The organism is Allokutzneria sp. NRRL B-24872, assembly GCF_002155965.1.
GTDB lineage: Bacteria > Actinomycetota > Actinomycetes > Mycobacteriales > Pseudonocardiaceae > Allokutzneria.
The window spans coordinates 65,262-88,184 of record NZ_MUMH01000045.1 but is presented as its reverse complement, the minus strand read 5'-3'; the positions used below and the strand labels follow the sequence as shown (position 1 = coordinate 88,184).

Sequence of the window (22,923 nt, the reverse complement as noted above, 5' to 3'; positions counted from 1 at the left end):
AGCAGCGCGCGAGCTCGCGCGTCCGTCTCGTCGGCGTTCACCGCACGCTGCAACGTCACCGCGTCGTCCAACCGCGAAGGAAAGCACCACGTCGCGTCCAGAACTTGGGCTTTCCCAACGGCTTCGCTCGCCTCACGGTCCCTGCCCAGCTCGCGCAGCACCTCAGCTCGGTAGTACTCCAGCAACGGCCCCGCCGCCGTCTGCCCGATCGCGCGCGCACCCTCTCGCTCGCAGGCGATGTCGAGCACTCGCAGAGCCGCATCGTGCTCGCCGACGCCGATGTACTCCAACGCGATGTCGAGGCAGGTCTGCGCGTCCGTGGTGAGCGGCAGGCCGAGCAGATCGCGTGTCCACCAGTCGAGAGGATCGAGCGCATGGGTGGCTTCGGCGACCGCCTTCGCCGCGCCGGGCTTTCCGTTCCGGCGCAACACGATCACCCGCAACGCCCGGGCCTGCAAGTGCTCCGGCTCGGTGCGGAGCACGTCCTGGAGCCTGCTCAGCGCTTCGGTGTCGCGGCCGTGGGCGGCGTCGATCCGGGCCATGCGGTACCCGGCCGGTGCTCGCCACGCGCGCGCCCACGAGCTGGAACCGTAGGCGTCGTAAGCCTCTTCGGCCCGCCCCTGGCGTTCGAGCACGAGTCCGAGGAGGTACAGCGCGGTCGTGTCGACCGGGTTGGGGTTCAACGTCGTCAGCCGGGAAATCGCTGCCCGCACCAACTTCTCCGCCTCAGCGAAGTCGCCGCGCTGATAGGCCCGCCCAGCCAGCCCGGTGTTCGCCGCGACGTGCGCTGGGTCGCGGCGCAACGCCTCGCGCCAGTACGGCTCGGGCGAACGCGTCGCGTGCCGGTACTGATCGAGGTGCGCGCCGATCACGGCCAGCTCCTCCACCGACGGCACGTCCTCGGGCGCGGCGGGCTCGCGAGCCGGGGCCAACTGATCGTCCTCGGCGGCGTCGGGAGCGGTGGAATCGCATGCCACCAACAGGTCTTCACCGTGGAGGACGCGCAGCACGAGCCGCTCAACGGCTCGCTCCAACGGAATGCTCTCGTGGAAGGGCTTGCCCGGCGCGATGTCCGCGAGCGTTTCGGCGACCACGGCCCCGGTGCCGTCTTCGAGCCGCAGGCGACATCCGGGACGATCCGCCGTCACGACGACTCCGACCCGCGCGCTCGTCCCCCGGAGCTCCACCCGCGCAGCGGCGTCCACCGTCGCCGCGTGCACCGGGCCGATCTCCTGGATCGGATACCAGAACTGGGAGAACACCTTCGTCTCGCCGGGCGCGATGAAGGAGAAGTCCGGTTGGTTGTCGGTGAAGACCCCGGCCATCAGTTCGACGTAGGCCGAACCGTCGTCGGTCAGGTTGCGGCCCCACGCGTCACCGAACTCCGAGGCGCCCCACGTCCACTGCTTCTTCCCGACAGCGATCTGCCGATCGGCGACGTGCACGAACCCGGCCCGCGCGGCGTGGTCGTAGCCGCCGAAGAAGTTCTCCTTGCTGCCGACGCACATGTACGAGGTCGGCACCGGGATGTTGCGGTACCAGTCGAGGCGGTCGCCACGAACACGCTCGCCACCGGCCACTGTGCCGACCTCGTCGTGCCGCGCCGGGTAGTCGACCCCGTAGTAGGCCCGGTCCGCAGCCGGGAAGGCGGTCATCGCGCGCTTGGCGTGATCGGCGACGACCCGCACGTCACGGGGGAAGAAGGACTGGTAGTTCTCATCCGCTCGCGCGGCGATGTTGGTCCACCACAAGAACGTCCGCGTCCGCTCACCACGGTTGTAAAGCCGCACCCGCAGCTCCAGAACCGCGCTGTCGGGCCGCATCCGGACGCCGTGCATCCCCTTCATCCGGTCGAACGGGTCGTGATCGGAGCACCACACGGTGACCGCGCCGTCGGACTCGTGCTCGATCTCGACATCGGTCGGCAGGAAGGTGGCGGGCCGGTGGTGCTGCGGCCAGTTGAACTCGACCCCGCCGGAGACCCACGGGCCGGTCAGACCGACCAGCGCGGGCTTGATGACCGGGTTGCGGTAGAAGAAGTCGTAGTCGCGAGTTCGGTCGTGGGCGAAATGAATCCGGCCCCCGAGCTCGGGCAGGATCAGCAACCGCAGCCACCGGTTCTCCAGGTGCACCGCGTCCCACTCCGCCGGTGCCCGCACCGGGCTGATCCTGTCGTGGAACGGCAACGGGTACACCCGCCCGGAGGAGCCCTGGTAGACGCGTCGGTCCAGGTAGGCGGGGTAGCGGTCGGGGGCTTCCGGGAGCTGGCTGTCGATCGTCACCGGCGCCCGCCACGCCGCGACACCAGCTGCTGCGTACTCCGTCGGTTCACCCTGTGGCATGCGGCAACGCTAGGACCGCGCACCCGGTCGACGGGATGGCCGAATCGACCGAGTCACCTGGACGATTCGACTGCCGCGGGTACGGTGTTCTGATGCTGCTGCCCGATGGCTTCCCAGGTCAGCGGTTGCGCGTGCTCCCACGTCCACTGGTGGCATCGGCACTCGGCCGGGCGCCGACCTCGGGTCTGCTCGTCACCGACGCCGGGTACTACCCCAGCGCCGCCAACCACGGCATGCACCGCCCGCGCAGCACGCCCGAGGCCGTCGTGATCGTCTGCACCGACGGGGTCGGGCACTGCGAGGTCGACGGCAGGGTCAGCGTGATCAGGCCGGGCAACGCGCTCGTGCTCCCCCCGTCCCGCCCGCACTTCTACTGGGCGGACTCGCGCGCTCCCTGGACGATCTGGTGGCTGCACGCTGCGGGCTCCCAGGTCGCGAACATGCTCTCCGTCCTCGCGCCGGACGGCGGCGAAGCCGTGATCGAGGTGCGCGACGCCTACCGCGCCGTCTCCGCGATCGACGACGCGATCGGCTTCCTGGAACGAGAACCGAGCTTCGCGCACCTGATCTCGGCCTCCGGCGCGGGCTGGACGCTGCTGGCCCAGCTCGCCGCCGACGCGCTGAGCGAAGGGCGCCGCCCCACCGAACCGGTGCGCCAGGCGCAGGAGTACCTGCGGCACAACTTCGCCAAGCCGGTGATCGTCAAGGAGCTGGCGCGCACCGCGGGCCTGTCCCCCTCGCACTTCGCGGCCCTGTTCCGGGCGGCGGCCGGTTGCGGAGTGGTCGAGTACGCCAAGCGCCTGCGGCTGGCCCGCGCGCGGGAGCTGCTGGCCACCACCTCCCGCGACGTCTCCGACATCGCCAGGACCGTTGGCTACAACGACGCTTTCTACTTCTCCCGGACCTTTCGCCGCGAGCACGGGTGCAGCCCCAGCGAGTACCGACGCGGCCGCTACCGGGGTCCGTCCTGAAGCACCGCGACTCGGCCAGCCGCCGCACGTGCGCGGCGAGCCAGCACCACCACCACGGCGACGAGCGAGGTGGCGGCGGTCAGGACGAAGGCGTTGCCCAGGAACCACTCCCCGAGCGTCCAGTGCTCCTCGCGCCCCTCGTTGCTCGGGACGTGGATGTGCGGCCCCAGGAAGAACACCGTCAGCACCAGGGCCGGAACCGCCAGGCACCACCTCGGAGTGCGCAGGAGCGACGCCGCGAGCCCGGCAGCGGGGACCGCCACCCACACCCAGTGGTTGCTCCACGAGATCGGTGAGCACAGCAGTGTGGCCGTCGCAATCATCAGCATCGCCTGGACTTCGGCGATCCCGGCGCGCTCAGGGTTCTCGGCACCCTCGGCGAGCAGCCGCCGCACCACGAACCACGTCGCCGAGAGCACCAGCGCGACCCCGGCGAGCCAGAACGGGAAGCTCTCCGCCTTGTCCATGCCGAACCGCGCCAGTACAGCGCGCAGCGACTGGTTGGTCGCGAACCCGGCGCCGACCATCGTGTCGAGCTTGAACACCGTGGAAGTCCAGTACTGCCAGGAGTTCCCGGCGGCGAGCAGGAACCCGAGCAGCACGGTGGCCGTGAACGTCGAGGCGGCGGTGAGCACGACGCGCCAGCGCCCGGAGAAGGCGAAGAACAGCAGGAAGGCCAGCGGCGTGAGCTTGATCCCGGCCGCGATGCCGATCAGCAGCCCGCGCGGCCACGGTGTCCGCGTCAGCAGGCAGTCCAGGACGACCAGCGCCATCAGCAGGACGTTGACCTGCCCGAGGTCGATCGTGCTCCGCACCGGCTCGGCGTCGACCATCACAAGGCCCACCACAGCGCCGACGCCCCACGCCGCCGCCCTGTCCAACCCGCAGCGGCGCGCCGTGACCACGCACGCCGCCACGAGCGCGAGCACCGTCGCGACGGTCATCACCTGGCCCAGCGTCACCAGGGGCAGCATGGTGAAACCGCTGAAGAGCACCGCCGCGATCGGCGGGTAGATGAACGGCAACGGGAAGAGCAACGGTCGCGGCGGGAACTCCGCGTCGAACAGGCCGCGCCCGGCCAGCCACGCCTCACCACCCGCGCGGAAAACGTCCAGGTCGACGATCGGGGCGGTGGAAACCTGCCGCAACGCGAGGAAGAGCGCGCCTGCGATGCCCACCACCGCGACGACCGGGTGCCGGACCAGTCCGAGAAGCATTGTCACGAGTGCTGTGACGCCTTTGGCTGCCTTCTAGTTGCACGAGCGCATGCCAAAATCACTGAAGTCCCCCGGACAAGCCCAATGCGATCATTCCTCGGCTTCATGAGTCATCGTCGCACCGCATCACGTGGAGAACGTCACGCTTTGCGTCGGTTCACAGGCAGTCGCCGAATTTCGGCAGTACTGAATTTGATAGGTGTAGGAGACACCCGGGCTGAGCTTGCTCAACACGACCGACGTCGTCGTCTGGCTCCGCCACTCACTCGGCATCGGCCGAAGCGCGCGGTACCAATAGCGGGCAGTCGACGGCGCATTCGGAACAGCCGTCCACCAGATCGCGGCCGTGGTCGGGCCGGTAGGTCGAGCCTGCACGTTGGGCGGCATCGGCGACGGCGCCGCGAAGCTCGGCGTTGCTGGCAGAAGCGCTGCACAGAAAGCCATGGCGACGACGCGTCTCACGGAGGACTTGGGCATGCTTTACCTCTACCAAGCGCGGAAACGAACGCGGAAGAAAGTTCAGCCATCCGAGGCGATGCACCCGAAGTCGTTTCTGAGCAAGCTTCGCTTACCACGCCGCCCCGGGGGTTTGCCGCGGTTGAAGACCTCCGAGACAGGGGTTGGGGGTACTTGAAGACCAGCAAACCTCTGCGACCTGCAGGACCAACTCGCCGACCGCGGTGTTCGAACCGGTGCGAATCGCGGCACCTGAGGACTCGTGCAACGAGCGGTCACCGCGCGCATGCGCCCGGAAGCGTGCCCCGCGCCGCCCCAAGGGGTTGGGGTGTCTTCAAGACCCCCAAACCCCCCTGTCGATCATCGTTAACCACCCCAAACCCCCGGGGCAGAGACGAGAAGGCGACAGCGGACGGCGCAGGGCCGGGTCACGGCAGGACGGGGGCGGGCCAGTCGACGCGGTGCTGGTAGAGCCAGTCGAGCGAACTCATGCTGGGCACGGCGCGCAGCATGGTGGGCCAGGTGCGGTCGCGCAGCCACATCCCCCAGGGCGTGCGGATCTTCGGCGGGCGGGCGTAGAGGCGGCCCCACTTGATCACGCGGTTGACGCGGGCGCCGCGCAGGCGCTGGTAGACGGGGAAGGCGGCGTGCGGGGACGGGAGGTCGCGCAGGCACTTGGCGATGATCACCGCGTCCTCGAAGGCGAGGCCGGTCCCCGCGCCGATGCGAGGCGTCGCGGTGCGGGCGGCGTCGCCGATCAGGGCGATGCGGCCGCGCTGCCAGGGCGTGGTGTTGGCGACGTTGTGGACCGGGCGGATGTCGATGGGACCGGTGGTCTGCTCCAGGGCTTCGCGCACGGGCGCCATGTCGCGGCCGTAGACGTCGAGCAGCCACGGCTTCCAGTCCTTTGTGGACGCCTTGTCGAGCCCGCCGGGCGCGTAGCCCAGCCAGTGCACGGTGCCGTCGGGCTCCGCGTGGTAGCTGAAGAACGCGTTGTGCCCGAAGACGTTGACGACGACGTCCGGGGTCGGGCTGAGGCGGTCGGACTGGGCGCGGCCAGCGACGCCGAGGATGGAGGTGAAGCGCTCGGCGGGAGCATCGGGGAACAGCGCCTTCCTCGTCGGCGAGTGCACGCCGTCCGCGCCGATGAGCGCGTCAGCGTGGACCTCGGTCCCGTCCCCGAACACGGCCGTCGCGCGATCGGCGGTCGCGGAGCAGGAAACCAGCTCCTTGCCGTACTCGACGGAGATCCCACGCTCGGCGAGCATGTCCTGCAACGTGCGGCGGAGGGTGTCCCGGTCGATCAGCAGGCTGGTCGGAGCGGAACCGTTGACGACGCCGTTGGCCAGCTCCCCCAACAGTTTCCCGCTGCCGCTGTATGCGGGGAGCCTGGGGATGGGGATGCCGTCGAGCTCGATGCCGATGGCCGCCAACGCCTCCAGCCCGTTCGCGCCGACGCTGAGCAGGTGGCCACCGTCCTCGGCGGGCTTGTCGTCGCGTTCGTGGACGGTGCAGTCGATGCCCGCGTGGTGCAGCGCGAGCGCGAGCGCGGCTCCGGCGGGGCCTGCCCCGATGACGATCACCTTGTCAGTCATGCTGTTCCCTCCTGGAGCCACGCGAGCACCGACTCGGCGGTCGCCTCGGCGTGCTGTTCCATCATCGTGAAGTGGTCACCGGGGACCTCGGCGGCGGTGTGCTCCAGCGCCCACACCGGACGCCAGTCCTCGCCGGTGACGCCGGGCATGCTGTCGGTCGCGTGCACGAACAGGGTCGGCGTCGCGATGGCGGCGGGCTGCCAGCCGGAGAACATCCGCAGGTAACCGCCCATTGCGGTGAGCTGGTCACCGGTGAGCAGATCGCGGGTGCCGTCGTTGTCCCGCGCCGAGTACGCCTCGGTCATCAGCGCGGGGATCAGCGTTGCGGCGTTGGGACTGTCGGGCACGTAGGTGTCGAGGAGCACGACGGAGGCAGCCGAGTTCCCGGTGCGCTCCAACTCCCCCGCCACGGCGTGCGCCATCCAGCCGCCGGAGGAGTAGCCGATGAGCGTGAACGGCTCATCACCGGCCACGCGCCGGACCGCCTCGGCCTGCGCGCGGATCGCCGCCTCAGCGTCGGCGGGCAGCAGTTCCTCCGCCCCGAAACCCGAGTGCGGCAGGACGGTGATGTCCAACCGATCACGCAGCGCCGCGGCGAAGCGCGCGTACTGGTGCGCCCCGGAAGGTGCGACCACAGAAGGGAAACAGAAGACCCTCCGCTCCCCCGCCGCGATGCGGACCGGTGCCGGCAACGTCGGGACGTCGGTGAACGAAGGCCGCAGCAGGGACGCGGCGCGCAGCAGGTCGACGGCGTCGTGGGAGTCACCCGAGGCGCTGGCGTGCTTGAAGAGGCTGACGAACGTGTCCGTGCTCTGTCCCTTGTGGACGGTCGAGCCGAGGTCGGTGAGGACCGCCGAGGCCAGGGCTCGCGGGGTGTTGTGCTGGAAGACCGCGCTCGCGGCCAGGCGCAGCCCGGTCGCCGCGTTGAGGCGGTTGCGGAACTCGACCGCGGTGAGCGAGTCGAAGCCGGTCTCCAGGAAGCTCCGGTCCGCCACGACGCTCTCGGCTCCGGTGTAGCCGAGCACGGTGGCGGCGATGCCCTGGATCAGCTCCACGGCGACGCGTTCGGGGTCCTGCGCGGTCGCGATCCGCTCGCGGAACTGGCCGGAATCGGACCGGGTGGCGGTCGTGGTCTTCGGGACGAGCGCGCTGAGCAGCGGCGGCACCGCCTGGGCGCGCAGAGCCGCCATGTCGAACCGGATCGGCATCACGGCCGCGTGCGGTGTGGCGAGCGCGGCGTCGAAGAGGTCGAGTCCGTGCTCCACGGACAGCGGCACGATTCCGGCGCGGGCCATGCGGGTGAGGTCGGCGTCGGTGAGGTCACCGGTCATGTCGCTGGGCGAGGCCCACAGACCCCAAGCAAGCGACTGGGCGGGCAGCCCCAGCGCTCGCCGGTGCTCGGCCAGCTCGTCCAGGACGGCGTTGGCGGCGGCGTAGTTGCCCTGCCCCGGTCCGCCGAGGACCCCGGCGGCTGAGGAGAACATCACGAACGCGGCCAGGTCACGGTCCTTGGTGAGTTCGTGCAAGTGCCACGCCGCGTCGGCCTTCGGCGCCATGACCGCGTCAACCCGTTGCGCTGTCAGCGATTCCACGACCCCGTCGTCCAGCACGCCCGCAGCGTGGATGACGGCGGTCAGCGAGGGGATGTCCGCGAGCACGTCAGCCAGCGCGGCCCGGTCAGCCACGTCGCACGCGACAACGCGGACGTCGGCGTCGATGTCGGCGACGTCCGCGACACCGCGACGGCCGAGCAGCACCACGTGCTGGATTCCATACGTGCTGACGAGATGCCGCGCGATCAGTCCACCTAGGACACCAGTCCCGCCGGTGATCACCACCGTCCCGCCGAAGGTCGGTCGGACCCCGTCGGGCTTCGCGCGCACGAGCCGAGGCACCACGATCCGGCCATCGCGGATCGCGACCTCAGGTTCCCCGGTCGCCACCGCAGCAGCAACGAGCGAGTCGTCCGAGCCGCACTCCACCATCACGAACCGACCCGGGTTCTCCGACTGGGCCGAGCGCAGCAGGCCGCGCGCCGCAGCGCCAGCCAGGCCGGGCTCGGTGATCACGACGGTGTTCCGCGAGTGCTGGACGAACTCCAGAGCTTCCCGGACCGACCCCACCCGCACGGGGTCGACCTCCGGCGCGGAGGACGCCGCGACCGGGGTCCACTCCACGCGGTACAGCCAATCCGGCGTGCGCATGCGCAGCTGCTCGGCAGACACCGGACGCGTCTCCAGAGCTTCCACGGTCGCGATCGGGCTCCCGGACTCGTCACTGACCAAGACGCTGACCGAACCGGAGCCTGCCGGGCTGATCCGCACGCGGGCCGAGGTGCACCCGTCCGCGCTGATCTGAACGCCGCTCCACGCGAACGGCAAGCGGATCTCGTCGGCGGTGAGGGCCAGCACGTGCAGCGCCGCGTCCAGCAACGCAGGCAGATTGTCGGCGGGCAGCCGCACGTCAGCGAACAGGTCTTCGCCGCGCCGCCAGGCCGATCGCAGTCCTTGGAACACGGGCCCGTACACGACTCCGGCGTCGGCCATCCGCTCATAGGCACCGTCGAGGTCCAGCGTCTCGGCGTTCGTCGGCGGCCATTCGTCCTGCCGCGCAACGGGAAGGGCCTCGGTGAGCGTCCCTTCCGCGTGCCGGACCCAGCTCTCCTCGGCGCGCGAGGAGATCGACACCGCTCCGTCGGGCTTGACCCGAACCTGCACGGCGACAGCCCCCGTGGGCGGCAGCACGAGCGGCGCGTGCAACGTCAGCTCGTCGAGCCGGGTGCGCCCCACGTGCTGACCAGCGGTGATCGCCATGTCCACGAGCGCGGTCCCCGGCAGCAGCACGGTGTCCAGGACCATGTGGTCGGCGAGCCAGCCGTGGGCCTGAAGCGAAAGCCGTCCGGTCAGCACGTGCCCGTCGTCGCCGAGGTCCACGGCCGCGCTCAGCAGCGGGTGGTCGCAAGCGAGCAGGCCCGCGCCGGTCACGTCGGTGGTGCGGGTGGCGTTGTCCAGCCAGTAGCGCTGCCGTTGGAAGGGGTAGGTGGGCAGCTCGACGCGCTGCGCGCCGGGGTGGACCTGGGACCAGTCGACCGCGACGCCGTGGGAGTTCGCCTCGGCCAACGCGGTCAGGAACTGGTGGTGGTCGCCGCTGTCCCTGCGGAGCGTGCCGAGGGCCGCACCGTCCACTTCGTACGCATCCAGCGCGTCCTGGATGGCGGTGGTGAGCGTCGGATGCGGGCTCACTTCGATGAACACCCGATGCCCATCTCCGAGCACCGCCGCAACGGTGTCGTACAAGGCGACGGGCTGGCGCACGTTGTCATACCAGTACCGGTTGTTCAGGTCAGCGCCGTCCATGGCCTTCGCGGTGACCGAGGAGTAGAACGGCTCAGTCCCCGTGGTCGGCCGCAGCGATGCCAGCGCGTCCACGATCCGCTCGCGCAGGGGCTCGACCTGGGGGCTGTGGGAGGCGACGGTGGCGGGGACGATCCGCGCCCGCACTCCGTCCGCCACGCAATCGTCCACAAAGGACTCCAGCAGCGCTGTCTCCCCCGCGACAGCGACCGCGTGCGGCCCGTTGTGACCGGAGATCGTCAAGCCCTCGACCAGCCTCCGCTCGACCTGCTCGACGGGCAGCGCAACCGAAGCGACGGCGCCCTTGCCAACCAGTTCCTCGGCGAAAAGCTTGCTGCGCAGCACAATCACTCGCGCACCGTCCTCAAGGGACAGAGCGCCCGCGACACAGGCGGCCGCGATCTCCCCCTGGCTCGCGCCGATCACCGCGGCGGGCCGCACGCCGTGGGAGCGCCACAGCTCGGCCAGGGAGACCACGATCGCCCACAGCACGGGCTGGAGCACGTCGACGCGGTCCCAGTCGCCGGAACGCACGACTTCGAGCAGGTCCCAGTCCACCAGCGACTCGATCGCCTTGGCGCACTCCGCCATGCGCTCGGCGAACACCGGAGAGGTGTCGAGCAGGTCGACCGCCATCCCCGCCCACTGGGAACCCTGCCCGGGAAAGACGAACACCGGCGACACATCACCGAGCGCAGTGGCGGTCGGCACCTCCCCCGCCGCAACCGCCGACAGTTGTGACCGCAGTGCTTCCAGGTCACGGCCGCTGACCGACACGCGCTGCTCGAAAGCTGTCCGACCGGTCGCGAGCGAGAAACCGATGTCACGCGCGTTGTGCTCGTCCACCACGGCGTGGAGGTTGCGGGCCTGTTCCCGCAGCGCGTCTTCGTTGCGCGCGGAGAGCACCCATGGCGCGAAGCCGTCCGGGCCGCGCTCCGGAGTCGCAGGACCGGCTTCGAGAACGACGTGCGCGTTGGTCCCGCTGACACCGAAGGAGGACACACCGGCCCTGCGCGGCCCGTCCCACGGCTGCGCCTCCGTGAGCAGCCGCACCGATCCGGCCGACCAGTCCACATGGGACGATGGCTTGTCGACGTGCAGCGTCGGCGGCAGGAGCCCGTTGCGCATCGCCATGACCATCTTGATCACACCGGCAACCCCAGCCGCGGCCTGGGTGTGCCCGACGTTGGACTTCAAGGAGCCCAACCACAGCGGCTCCGGCCGGTTCTGACCGTAGGTCGCCAGCACGGCCTGCGCCTCGATCGGATCACCGAGCCGTGTACCCGTGCCATGCGCTTCGACAACGTCCACATCGGACGGTTCAAGTCGTGCGACGGCAAGGGCCTCCCGGATCACCCGCTCCTGCGAGGGACCGTTCGGGGCGGTGAGGCCGTTGGACGCGCCATCGGAGTTCACCGAGGAACCCCGGATCACCGCGAGCACCTGGTGGCCGTTGCGCTCGGCGTCGGAAAGGCGCTCCACCAACACCATCGTGGCGCCTTCGGCGAGGCTCGTGCCGTCGGCGGCGTCGGCGAAGGTCTTGCAGCGGCCGTCGACGGCCAGCGCGCGCTGACGGCTGTACTCCACCAACGGACCGGGGCTGGCCATCACCGCGACACCACCCGCGAGAGCGAGATCGCACTCGCCCTGCCGCAGGGCCTGGCACGCTAGGTGCAGCGCGACCAACGAGGACGAGCACGCGGTGTCCACGCTGACCGCGGGTCCTTCGAAGCCGAAGGTGTAGGCGACGCGGCCCGAAGCGACGCTGCCCGCGCTACCGGTGCCGAGGTAGGCCTCGAAACCATCCGGCACTGCGTTCATCCGCGAGGCGTAGTCGTTGTACATCACGCCGGTGAACACACCGGTCCTGCTGCCGCGCAAGGACGACGTCACGATTCCCGCGCGTTCGACGGCCTCCCAGGAGACTTCGAGCAGCAGCCGCTGCTGCGGGTCGACGGCCAGCGCCTCTCGCGGGGAGATCCCGAAGAACACGGGGTCGAACAGGTCGGCGTCGTGCAGGAACCCGCCTTCGCGCATGTAGCAGGTGCCGGGGCGGTCGGGATCGGGGTCGTAGAGCGCTTCCAGGTCCCAGCCGCGGTCGACCGGCAGCCCGGAGATCGCGTCGCCGCCCGTCGCGACGAGCCGCCACAGCTGCTCGGGCGTGCTGACCCCGCCGGGAAGGCGGCAGGCCATGCCGACGATCGCGATGGGCTCGGCGGACTCCAGTTCGGTGATCCGCTCCCGCGCCTCGTGCAGGTCGACGGTGACGCGCTTGAGGTAGTCGAGCAACTTCTGCTGTGTGTCGTCCATCTGCTTGCTCACCCCAGTTCCCGGTCGATGAAGGCGAAGATCTCCTCGGCCGAGGCTCCGCGCACGCGTTCCTCGACCGCGGCCCGTCCTGTCGGTGCCGGTGTGTCGTCGCAGAGCGCCAGCAAGCTCCGCAGGCGCGTCCTGAGCTGGTCGCGGACGGGGTCGGCCGCGTCCAGCCCGGCGAGCGTGGTCGCCACCCGGTCCAGCTCGTCCAGCGCGCCCGGTCGCGGGGCGAGCCGGGTGAGCAGGTGCGCGGCGAGCGTCACGGGCGTGGGGTGGTCGAACAGCAGCGTGGCGGGCAGGGTCAGCCCGGTCGCCGCGTGCAGGGCGTTGCGCAGGTCCACCGCCGCGAGGGAGTCGAACCCCGCGTCGGTGAACGGTCGCTCCGGCTCGACGAGCTCGGGTCCGGGGTGACCGAGTACCGCCGCGGCCTCAGTCCGCACGAGCCGCACGAGCGCGCCTTCCCGCTCCTGTTCCGGCAGCGCGGCGAACCGGTCGGCCCATCCGGATGCAGGCGGCGTCGCTGAGCGGATGACCTCGCGCAGCAGATGCGGCACGCCCTGCGCCCTGATGGCGGCGTTGTCGAAACGCACCGGCGCGAGCACCGGCTCGGCACTGCGCAGTGCGGCGTCGAACAGCTCAAGACCGTCCTTTTCGGACAGTGCGACGATCCCGCCGCGCGCCATGCGGTTGCGGCCGATGTCGCTCAGCTGGGCGGTCATGCCGCTCGGGGGCTCCCACAGGCCCCAGGTCAGCGACTGCGCGGGCAGGCCGCGCGCGCGGCGGTGGAGTGCGAGCGAGTCGAGGTAGGCGTTGGCCGCGCCGTAGTTCGCCTGCCCGGGGCCGCCGAGGCTGCCGGCGACGGAGGAGAACATCACGAACATCTCCAGGTCCATGTCCTCGGTGAGCTCGTGCAGGTACTGTGCCCCGTCCACCTTGGGACTGAGTACCTCGTGAACCTGTTCGGGGGTCAGGGATTCGAGTACCGCCGCGTTCACGACCCCGGCCGCGTGGACCACACCGACCAGTGGCACGGACACCGCCTTGGCGAGCGCGGCGCGGTCGGTGACGTCGCAGGCGAGCACGGTGGCCTTGGCCCCGAGCGCGGCCAGCTCGGCTTCGAGCTCGGCGGTCGCGGCGGGGCCTCGCCTGCCGAGCAGGAGCAGGTCCCGGACGCCGTACCGGACCACGAGGTGCTTGGCCAGCAGCCCACCGAGAACACCGGTGGCGCCCGTGATCAGCACGGTCCCGTTGAGCTGCGGCGCGGCGCCTTCGGCCGGTGCCCGCCGCCACCGCGGAACGCGCAGAGTTCCTTCGTGTACTTCGACCTCTGGTTCGTCGAGTCCTGCCGCGAGCCGGATGAGCGGTTCGTCGGCCGGGTCGTTGAGATGCACGAGCGTGAACCGGCCGGGATGCTCGACCTGGGCCGATCGGACCAGCCCGGACACGGCTCCCATCACGGGGTCCGCGAGGCCGTTGGTCACCACCACGAGGTCGGGGTGCGCGCGCAAGGCGGCCAGGACATCCAACGTGGCGCTGTGGGCGTCGGTCCTCGGAACCGTAAAGATCTCGCGGTCAACAGGACCGGTCGCGCTGACCGGCAGCCACTCCGTGCGCAGCAACTGGCCGGTGCGGGCCTTGAGCCCATCAGTGGCGAGCGGACGCGTGGACAGCGACTCGACGGCCGCCACCGGTCGGCCCTGGTCGTCGGCGATGGTCAGGCTGACCGACTCGGGACCAGCAGGCGCTAGGCGCACGCGCAGCGCGGTGGCTCCGTCACGCCACACTGAAACGCCGGTCCACAGGAACGGAACGCGGAGTTCAGCTGCGTCCAGGGCAAGCACGTGCAGTGCCGAGTCGAGAAGCGCTGGAGACAGCGTGAAACCCTCACCCGGCACGGCGACCTCGGCGTAGACGGTGTCGCCATCCCGCCAAGCCGCTCGCAATCCACGGAAAGCAGGCCCGTACTCCAGTCCCGCGTCGGCGAGTCGTTCGTACGCGTCCTCGACATCGACCGCGTCACCGACGGGCCACTCCTCCAGCGCCTCGGGCACGGCGGTCTCCGCGCCGAGAATCCCCGTGGCGTTCTGGACCCAGGTGTCCTCGGCCCGCGAGGAGATCGTGAGGCTCCGCTTGCCGGACTCGTCGGGCGCCCCGACATGGACCTGGATCGCGGTGTCCCCGTCCAGCACGAGGGGCGCGTGCAGCGTCAGCTCGTCCACGCGGCGCCCGGCGCGCAACGCCATCTCCAGGAGGGCGGTGCCCGGCACGAGCACGGTTCCCGCGACCGCGTGGTCGGCCAGCCACGGGTGGCTCTCCAACGACAACCGTCCACTGAGGACAAAGCTCTCGTCCGGCAGCTCGACGACGGCGCTCAGCAGCGGGTGTTCGGCGTCGACGAGCCCAGCCCCGCGAACGTCGCCGGGCGCGGACGTCGCGTCCAGCCAGTAGCGCTCGTGCTGGAAAGCCGTCGTGGGCAGGTCAACGCGGACCGCCTCCGGGAAAACCGCCTGCCAGTCAAGGGAAACACCCTGCACGTAGAGCTGTCCGAGCGCGTCGACGAGTGCGCGCTGCTCCGCACGATCGCGGCGCTGCGCGGGCACGAAGGCCGCGTCCTCAACGCACTCCGCCCCCATGGTGGTCAGCACCGCGTCCGGGCCGATCTCCAGAAACACATCGGCTTGCGCGGCGCGCACGCTGTCGAGGAACCGCACGGGTTCGCGAACTTGGCGCACCCAGTACTCGGGGTCGGTGACGTCGCCGATCATGTCGATGTCGGGCTTGGCGAAGGTCAAGCCGCGCACGACCGCGCCGAACTCGTCGAGCATCCCGTCCATGTGGTGCGAGTGGAACGCATGACTCACCCGAAGCTTCTTGTGCTTCCACCGCTGCGCGAACTCCTCCACAACGGCATCACCAGACAACACCGTCGACACAGGCGAATTCACCGCCGCAACGCACACCCCCGGCGGCAACTCCCCCAGTTCCTCAACGCTGGCCTGCACCGCAACCATCACGCCGGGCGGCATGCTCTGCATCAACCGCGACCGCGCCTCCACCAGAACACACGCATCGTCCAGCGACAACACACCAGCCACATGCGCAGCCGCGACCTCGCCAATCGAATGCCCAGCAACAAAATCAGGCCGAATACCCCACGACTCGAACAACCGGAACAACGCCACCTCAAACGCAAACAGCGCCCGCTGAGCGTTCACCGTCTGATCGAGATCATCACCAATCTCCAAACGCACCGCGTCGTACGCGGCAGCGAAGACCGGGTAGGCGCGCAGCTCGTTCCCCATCCCAGCCCGCTGCGAACCCTGACCGGTGAACAGGAATCCGAGGCGGCAGCTGGACCGCGAGCGCGCCACGGGAGCACCGTTGGCCAGGGCAGCCAACCGCTCCCGGAACTCCGCCAGGTGCTCCGCGACGACAACGGCACGGTGATCGGTGGCAGCTCGCGTCGTCGCGAGGGAGAAACCGACGTCACGCGGGTCCGCATCGACCGACAGCAGCCGCCGAGCCTGTTCCCGCAACGCTTCCTCGGTTCGCCCAGCCAGCACCCACGGCACGATCCCGGCAGGAGCACGGTCGGCCCGAGCCGACGCGCGCGGCCCCTCCTCCAAGATGACGTGGGCATTGGTTCCGCTCACCCCGAACGACGACACACCAGCGCGGCGCGGACCTTCCCACGCATGCGACTCGGTCAGCAGCCGGACTTCGCCAGCCGACCAGTCCACATGGGACGTCGGCGCGTCGACGTGCAGGGTGCGCGGAAGAACTCCGTGCCGCATCGCCTGCACCACCTTGATCACCCCGGCGACCCCGGCCGCGGCCTGGGTGTGCCCGATGTTGGACTTCAAGGAGCCCAACCACACCGGCTCTTGGCGGCCCTGGCCGTAGGTGGCCAGCACCGCCTGCGCCTCAATGGGGTCGCCGAGACGCGTTCCCGTGCCGTGCGCCTCGACAACGTCCACATCGGACGGTTGCAGCCCTGCGGCGGCCAACGCCTGCCGGATCACTCGCTCCTGGGCGGGACCACTGGGCGCGGTGAGGCCGTTGGACGCGCCATCGGAGTTCATCGCGGAGCCTCGGACGACCGCGAGGACCTGGTGACCGTTGCGCTCGGCATCGGACAGCTTCTCCACCACAAGGACACCGACCCCCTCGGCGAACCCGGTCCCATCTGCGGCGTCGGAGAACGCCTTGCAACGCCCGTCGAAGGCCAAGCCGCCCTGTCGGCCGAACTCGCCGAAGACCGCAGGGGTGGCCATGAGCGTGACACCACCGGCGAGGGCCATCGTGCACTCGCCGTAGCGCAGCGACTGCGCCGCGAGATGCAGTGCCACCAGGGACGACGAACACGCGGTGTCGACGGTGAGCGTGGGACCTTCCAGACCGAGCGCGTAGGCGATGCGCCCGGAGGCGACGCTGACCGCGTGGCCGTTGCCGAGGTAGCCGCGCATCTCCTCCGGCACGGTCCGCAACCGCCCGACGTACTCGTTGGCGAACGCGCCGATGAACACACCGACTGGCTCGCCCCGCAACGAGGACGGGTCGACGCCCGTGCGCTCCACCGCCTCCCACGAGACTTCGAGGAGCAGTCGCTGCTGCGGGTCCATGGCCAGGGCCTCGCGCGGGGAGATCCCGAAGAACGCGGCGTCGAAACCGGCGATGTCGTCGAGGAAACCGCCGACGCGGTCGTCCTGCGGCCAGCCGCGATCGGCCGGGAACCCGGTCAACGCGTCGCGCCCCTCGGCGACCAGCTCCCACAGCTGCTCGGGGCTGCTGACCCCGCCGGGGTAGCGGCAGGCCATGCCGACGATCGCGATCGGCTCATCGCTGGCGGCCACCGCGAGCGCGGCGGGGCGGGTGGCCGAGGCGCCGCTCAGGTGCGCGGCCAGCTCCATCGGGGTCGGGTGGTCGAACACGAGCGTCGCCGGGAGCTTCAGCCCGGTGGCGGCGTTGAGCCGGTTGCGGAGTTCGACCGAGGTCAGCGAGTCGAAGCCCAGGTCGCGGAACGCCCGGCCCGGCGCGATGGCATCGGCGGTGGAGTGCCCCAGCACCGCAGCCGCCTCGTCCCGGACGAGGTCGAGCAGGTTGTCCCCGGTGAACACGCGCGAGCGGCGGCGAACGAGGCCGCTGAGCACCGGCGGTGCCCCGTGCTGGGCGGCGAGGTCGAGGTGCACTGGCACCGCGAGCGCGTCCCCGGTGGCGAGCGCGGCGTCGAACAGCCGCAGACCGTCCTGCGTGGACAGTGGGATGACGCCGCCCCTGGCGATCCGGCCGAGGTCAGCGGAGTCCAGGTGCCCGGTCATCGCGCTGGCCGAATCCCACAGCCCCCAGGCGAGCGACTGCGCGGGCAGACCGGTGGCGCGACGGTGCTGTGCGAGGGCGTCCAGGTAGGCGTTGGCCGCCGCGTAGTTGCCCTGCCCCGGAGCGCCGAGCACGCCCGCCGCCGAAGAGAACAGCACGAAGGCCGCCAGGTCCAGCTCTCGCGTGAGTTCGTGCAGATTGCGGGCGGCGTCGACCTTGGGGGCGAACACCGTGTCCAGCCGCTGTGGCGTGAGCGAGGTGATCACGCCATCGTCGAGGACGCCGGCCGCGTGCACGACGGCGGTCAGCGGGTGCTCCGCCGGAATTCCCGCGATGACCTCGGCCAACGCGTCCCGGTCAGCAGCGTCGCAGGCCACGACCGTCACGCTCGCGCCAAGGTCCTCGCACGGTGCGCCGCTGCGGCTCAGCAACAGGAGGCGTCGCACCCCGTGCTCGGAGACCAAGTGCCGCGCGATCCGGCGGCCCAGGACACCGGTACCGCCGGTGATCAGCACCGTGCCGTTGGCGTCGAGCGCGCGGGGCACGGTCAGCACGAACTTGCCGATGTGCCGGGCCTGCGCGAGGTGCCGGAACGCGGTACGCGCTGAGCGCACGTCCCACGCCTTGCGCGGGAGCAGGGTGAGCGCGCCGTTCGCGAACAGCTCCAGGAGTTCGCCGAGCATGTCCTGGACGCGCTGCGGCCCGGCGTCCATCAGCTCGAACGCCTTGTAGTCCACAGTGGACACGTTGGTGCGGATGTCGGTCTTGCCCATCTCCAGGAAGCGCCCGCCGGAGGCCATGCGCAGCGAGGCGTCCACGAACTCACCGGCGAGGGAGTTGAGCACGACGTCGACCCGGCCGAACTGCTGCTCGAAGTCCAGTGTGCGCGAGGATGCGATGTGCTGAATACCTTGCGCGCGAAGGACTTCCCACTTCGCAGGGCTCGCGGTCGCGAACACCTCGGCGCCGATGTGCTGCGCGATCTGGACCGCCGCCATGCCGACACCGCCCGCTGCCGCGTGCACGAGGACGGACTCCCCGCGCCGCAGCCCTGCCAGGTCGACCAAGCCGTAGTAGGCGGTGAGGAACACGATCGGCACGGACGCCGCGTCCACGAAGGACCACTCGTCCGGCATTCGCCGCACCAGCAGGTGATCGGTGACGACGGTGGGCCCGAAAGCGCCGGAGAACAGCCCGAACACGCGATCGCCCGGGGCGAGCCCGTGCACTCCTGGGCCCGTCTCGACCACGACACCAGCGGCTTCGCTGCCGAGTTCGGCGGCTCCGGGGTAACTGCCGAGCGCGATCAGGACATCGCGGAAGTTCAGCCCGGCTGCGCGCACTGCGACCCGGATCTGTCCTTCTGCCAACGGTTCTTCGGTGATCGGCGAGAGGGTGAGGTTGTCGAGAGTGCCCTTCTCGGTCACGTCCAGCCGCCAAGGCCCCTCTGGCGCGAGCAGGTCATTGGCCGACGTCCTGGCCAGTCTCGGCGCGAGCAGCTCGCCGAAGCGGAACGCGAGCTGTGGTTCTCCCGTGGCGAGTGCTGGCGCGACGAGGTCGGCGATCTCCTCCGCGTCAGCGAGGTCCAGGAGCGTGACGCGGTCGGGGTGCTCGGACTGGGCCGATCGAAGCAGTCCCCAGATCGGGGACGCATCCAGATCGGGGTCGTCCTGGCCGCCGGTCGACACCGCGTTGCGGGTGACGACGAGCAGCCGAGCGTCAGCGAAACGCTCGTCCGCGAGCCACGCCTGCACCAGCTCCAGAACGCGGGCGATGTCTGTGCCTTCGACGACCACGGCGTCTGGCACGTCACCGACCTCAGCCAGATCCGTGACAATGTCCCACTTCAGCGCGGCCGTGGAGGGCCGGTCGATCGGCGTCCAGTTCAGTCGGAACAAGTGCTCCGGGGCGGTCTTCGCGACCGGGCGCGCGACCAACGCGCCGATCGAGGCGATCTGAGTACCGTCGGGGTCGAAGACCTCGACGCTGACGGTGTCCTGCGCGATCGGAGTCAGGTGAACGCGCAGCCGCGAAGCCGATGTCGTGCCGAGCGACACGTCCGTCCACGAGAACGGCAGGCGCAGTTGACCGGAGCCGACCGCAAGGGCGTGCAGCGCGGAGTCCAGCAACGCCGGATGCACGCGGAAGCCCTCGGCCTGGAGGTCCTGCTCCACCTCGGCGAACAGCTCGTCACCGCGCCGCCACACCGCGCGCAACCCTTGGAACGCCGGACCGTACTCGTACCCCGCGTCGGCCAAGCGCTCATAGAACCCGGTCACGTCAACAGGTTCTGCGTCAGCGGCAGGCCATTCCCGCAGCGGCGCCGCGACATCCTGGGGCCCGCACACAACGCCGCTGGCGATCACCGCGTCCTCGGCGAGGATCGTGACCGGCCTGGTACCCGAGCCTTGCGCGGCGCCCACGCGGACCTGAACAGCCACGCTCTCCAGCAGCTCCAAAGGCTTCTGGAGCACGAGTTCGTCCACTGTGGAGCATCCAACGCGCGCTCCGGCGTGCGCGGCCAGCTCGACGAGCGCGGTGCCCGGGACGACGACGGCTCCGGCCACACCGTGATCAGCCAACCAAGGATGCGTGTCCACGCCGATCCGGCCGGTGAGCACGCAGCCGTCCGCGCCGAGGTCGAGCACGGCGCCCAGCAGCGGATGCCCAGTCGCGCCCAAGCCGAACGCCGCGACATCACCCCCGTGACCAGGAGGGAGTTCGATCCAGTAGCGCTCGTGCTGGAACGCGTAGGTGGGCAGGTCGACGCGCCGCGCGTCCGGAAAGTCCCATCGCACCGGCACACCGCGCACGTGCGCCTCAGCGGCCGACAGGAGGAAACGCCGCAAACCGCCGTCGTCACGCCGCAGCGACCCGAGGACTGCGGCCGGGACGCCGTGCGACTCAACGGTTTCCTGGATCGCCGTGGTGAGCACAGGATGCGGGCTGACCTCGATGAACACCCGCTGCTCCGCGTCGAGCAGCGCCCGCGTCGCGCCTTCGAAGTCCACGGTGTGCCTGAGGTTGTCGTACCAGTACTGGGCATCGCAGACCGCAGTGTCGATCCGCCGACCCGTCAGGCTGGAGAAGAACGGGATCTCGCTGGTGCGCGGACTGATCCCGTCGAGCACGGTCAGCAGGTGCTCGCGGATCTCCTCCACGTGCGCGGAGTGCGACGCGTAGTCGACGGGGACGCGGCGTGCCCGCACTCCCTCCGCCTCGTAGGCGGCCAGCAGCGCGTCCAAGGCGTCGACATCGCCGGACACCACGGTCGTCGAAGGACCGTTCACGGCGGCGATGGACAGGCCCTTGGACCGAACCCGGTCAACCGACTCCGAAACGCTGACCATGCCACCACGACCGGACAACGCGGCAAGTGCCTTGCTGCGCAACACCACCACCCGCGCACCATCCTCAATGGACAGTGCGCCCGCGACGCAGGCCGCGGCGATCTCGCCCTGGCTGTGGCCGACGACGGCGGTCGGCTCGACGCCGTGGGAACGCCACAACGCGGCCAACGACACCATCGTCGCCCAGAGTGCGGGCTGGACGACGTCAACCCGCTCCAGGTCACCGGAGAGCAGATCGAGGCCGGGGTCGACGGCACGCACGGCGGCGGAGCACTCGGCCATCTTCTCGGCGAAGACCGGTGACCGCTCCACCAGCTCGGCGGCCATCCCGTTCCACTGCGCACCCTGCCCCGGGAAGACGAACACGACCTGGTCGGCGTCGTCGTGCACGGACCCGAGGACGAGGTTCGGCGCCGAACGACCACTTGCCAACGCGTCAAGCGCTGCCGAGGAGTCGCCGACGACAACAGCGCGGTGCTCCAACGCCGCTCTGGTGGTGGCCAGCGAGAACCCGATGTCCACCGCGTCGCCCTGGACATCGCGCAGGCGCGCGGCTTGGTCCCGCAACGCGGACGGCGTGCTGCCGGAGAGCACCCACGCGGTCTCGCGCTGATCCCGAGGTGTCGAGGGGATCTCCTCGGCAGCGGCGGCTTCGAGGATCACGTGGGCATTGGTACCGCTGACGCCGAAGGAGGACACTGCCGCGCGACGATCACCTTGCCACGGAAGGGTTTCGGTGAGCAGCCTGACGTTCCCGGCGGACCAGTCCACGTGCGGCGTGGGCTCGTTGACGTGCAGCGTGCGGGGAAGCTCGCCGTTCCGCATCGCCATGACCATCTTGATGACACCGGCGACGCCCGCCGCGGCCTGGGTGTGGCCGATGTTGGACTTCACCGAGCCCAGCCACAGCGGGTTCTCCCGGCCCTGACTGTAGGTGGCCAGCAGCGCCTTGGCTTCGATCGGATCGCCGAGCGTGGTCCCGGTCCCGTGCGCCTCGACAACGTCCACATCGGACTGCGCGAGCCCGGCGTTGTCCAGCGCGGCGCGGATGACCCGCTCCTGGGACGGGCCGTTGGGCGCGGTGAGGCCGTTGGAGGCGCCGTCCTGGTTGACCGCGCTCCCCCGGATGACCGCGAGCACCGGGTGGCCGTTGCGGCGCGCGTCGGCGAGGCGTTCGACGACCAGGACGCCGACGCCCTCTCCCCAGCTCGTGCCGTCCGCCGCTGCGGCGAACGCCTTGCAGCGGCCGTCGGGGGCGAGCCCGCGCTGGCGGCTGAACTCCACGAAGCCGCCGGGCGTGGACATCACCGTCACACCGGAGGCCAGCGCGAGCGAACATTCCCCGTGCCGCAGCGACTGAACCGCGAGATGCAGTGCCACCAAGGACGACGAGCACGCGGTGTCAACGGTGACGGCAGGCCCTTCAAGGCCGAGCGTGTAGGAGATCCGTCCAGAAAGGACACTCGCGGACGCGCCCGTCCCCACGTACCCGTCGAGGCCGCCGAGCGAGCTGACCAGCCAGCCGTAGTCCTGTCCGTTGGTGCCCGCGAAGACGCCGACCCGCTCGCCGCGCAACGACAGCGGGTTGATCCCGGCGCGCTCGAAGGCCTCCCACGAGGTCTCCAGCAGCAGGCGCTGCTGCGGGTCCATGGCCAGGGCCTCGCGCGGGGAGATCCCGAACAGCTCCGCGTCGAAGTCGGCCACGCCGTCGAGGAAGCCGCCTTCGCGGACGTAGCTCGTGCCGTGGGTGTCCGGGTCCTCGTCGTAGAGGCCCGCGAGGTCCCAGCCCCGGTCTGCGGGGAAGCCGGTGATCGCGTCGCGGCCGTCGCGCACGAGCTCCCACAGCTGCTCCGGCGAGCCGACCCCGCCGGGGAACCGGCAGCCCATGCCGACGATCGCGACGGGTTCCCGCCACGCGGCGGCGAGCCGGCGGTTCTGCTCCCGCAGCCGCTCGTTGTCCTTCACCGACAGGCGGAGGGCTTCGACGAACTTCTCGGTCGAGGAATCCAT

General features: G+C 70.4%; 7 protein-coding genes. 1 reads left to right on the top strand and 6 read right to left on the bottom strand.

Annotated elements, in window-relative coordinates:
- The coding region (locus CCN37_RS13415; RefSeq protein WP_086821082.1) for a DUF5107 domain-containing protein at nucleotides 1-2,342 on the bottom strand (2,342 nt) is incomplete at its 3' end.
- Nucleotides 2,343-2,434: 92 nt separating this feature from the next.
- On the opposite strand from CCN37_RS13415, the gene CCN37_RS13410 reads away from it, so the two are divergent.
- Nucleotides 2,435-3,313, top strand: coding sequence for an AraC family transcriptional regulator (locus tag CCN37_RS13410; RefSeq protein WP_246843011.1), 879 nt, complete (start codon nucleotides 2,435-2,437; stop codon nucleotides 3,311-3,313).
- Here the strand turns inward: CCN37_RS13410 and CCN37_RS13405 are convergent.
- From CCN37_RS13405 to CCN37_RS13390, 5 genes are all read right to left on the bottom strand, one after another.
- Nucleotides 3,295-4,530 (bottom strand): glycosyltransferase 87 family protein, encoded by a 1,236-nt coding sequence (locus CCN37_RS13405; RefSeq protein ID WP_086821076.1) that lies wholly within the window; start codon nucleotides 4,528-4,530, stop codon nucleotides 3,295-3,297. The genes CCN37_RS13410 and CCN37_RS13405 overlap by 19 nt on opposite strands.
- Nucleotides 4,531-4,656: 126 nt before the next feature.
- Entirely contained in the window at nucleotides 4,657-4,917 is a 261-nt protein-coding gene (locus CCN37_RS42330; protein ID WP_371504117.1) for a fibronectin type III domain-containing protein, read from the bottom strand.
- Nucleotides 4,918-5,414: 497 nt separating this feature from the next.
- Nucleotides 5,415-6,581, bottom strand: a complete 1,167-nt coding sequence (locus tag CCN37_RS13400; RefSeq protein ID WP_086821075.1) for an FAD-dependent monooxygenase — start codon at nucleotides 6,579-6,581, stop codon at nucleotides 5,415-5,417.
- Nucleotides 6,578-12,256 (bottom strand): SDR family NAD(P)-dependent oxidoreductase, encoded by a 5,679-nt coding sequence (locus CCN37_RS13395; RefSeq protein ID WP_371504114.1) that lies wholly within the window; start codon nucleotides 12,254-12,256, stop codon nucleotides 6,578-6,580. The genes CCN37_RS13400 and CCN37_RS13395 overlap by 4 nt, the downstream gene beginning before the upstream one ends.
- Nucleotides 12,253-22,923 (bottom strand): type I polyketide synthase, encoded by a 10,671-nt coding sequence (locus tag CCN37_RS13390; RefSeq protein ID WP_086821074.1) that lies wholly within the window; start codon nucleotides 22,921-22,923, stop codon nucleotides 12,253-12,255. Before CCN37_RS13390 ends, CCN37_RS13395 begins: the two co-directional genes overlap by 4 nt.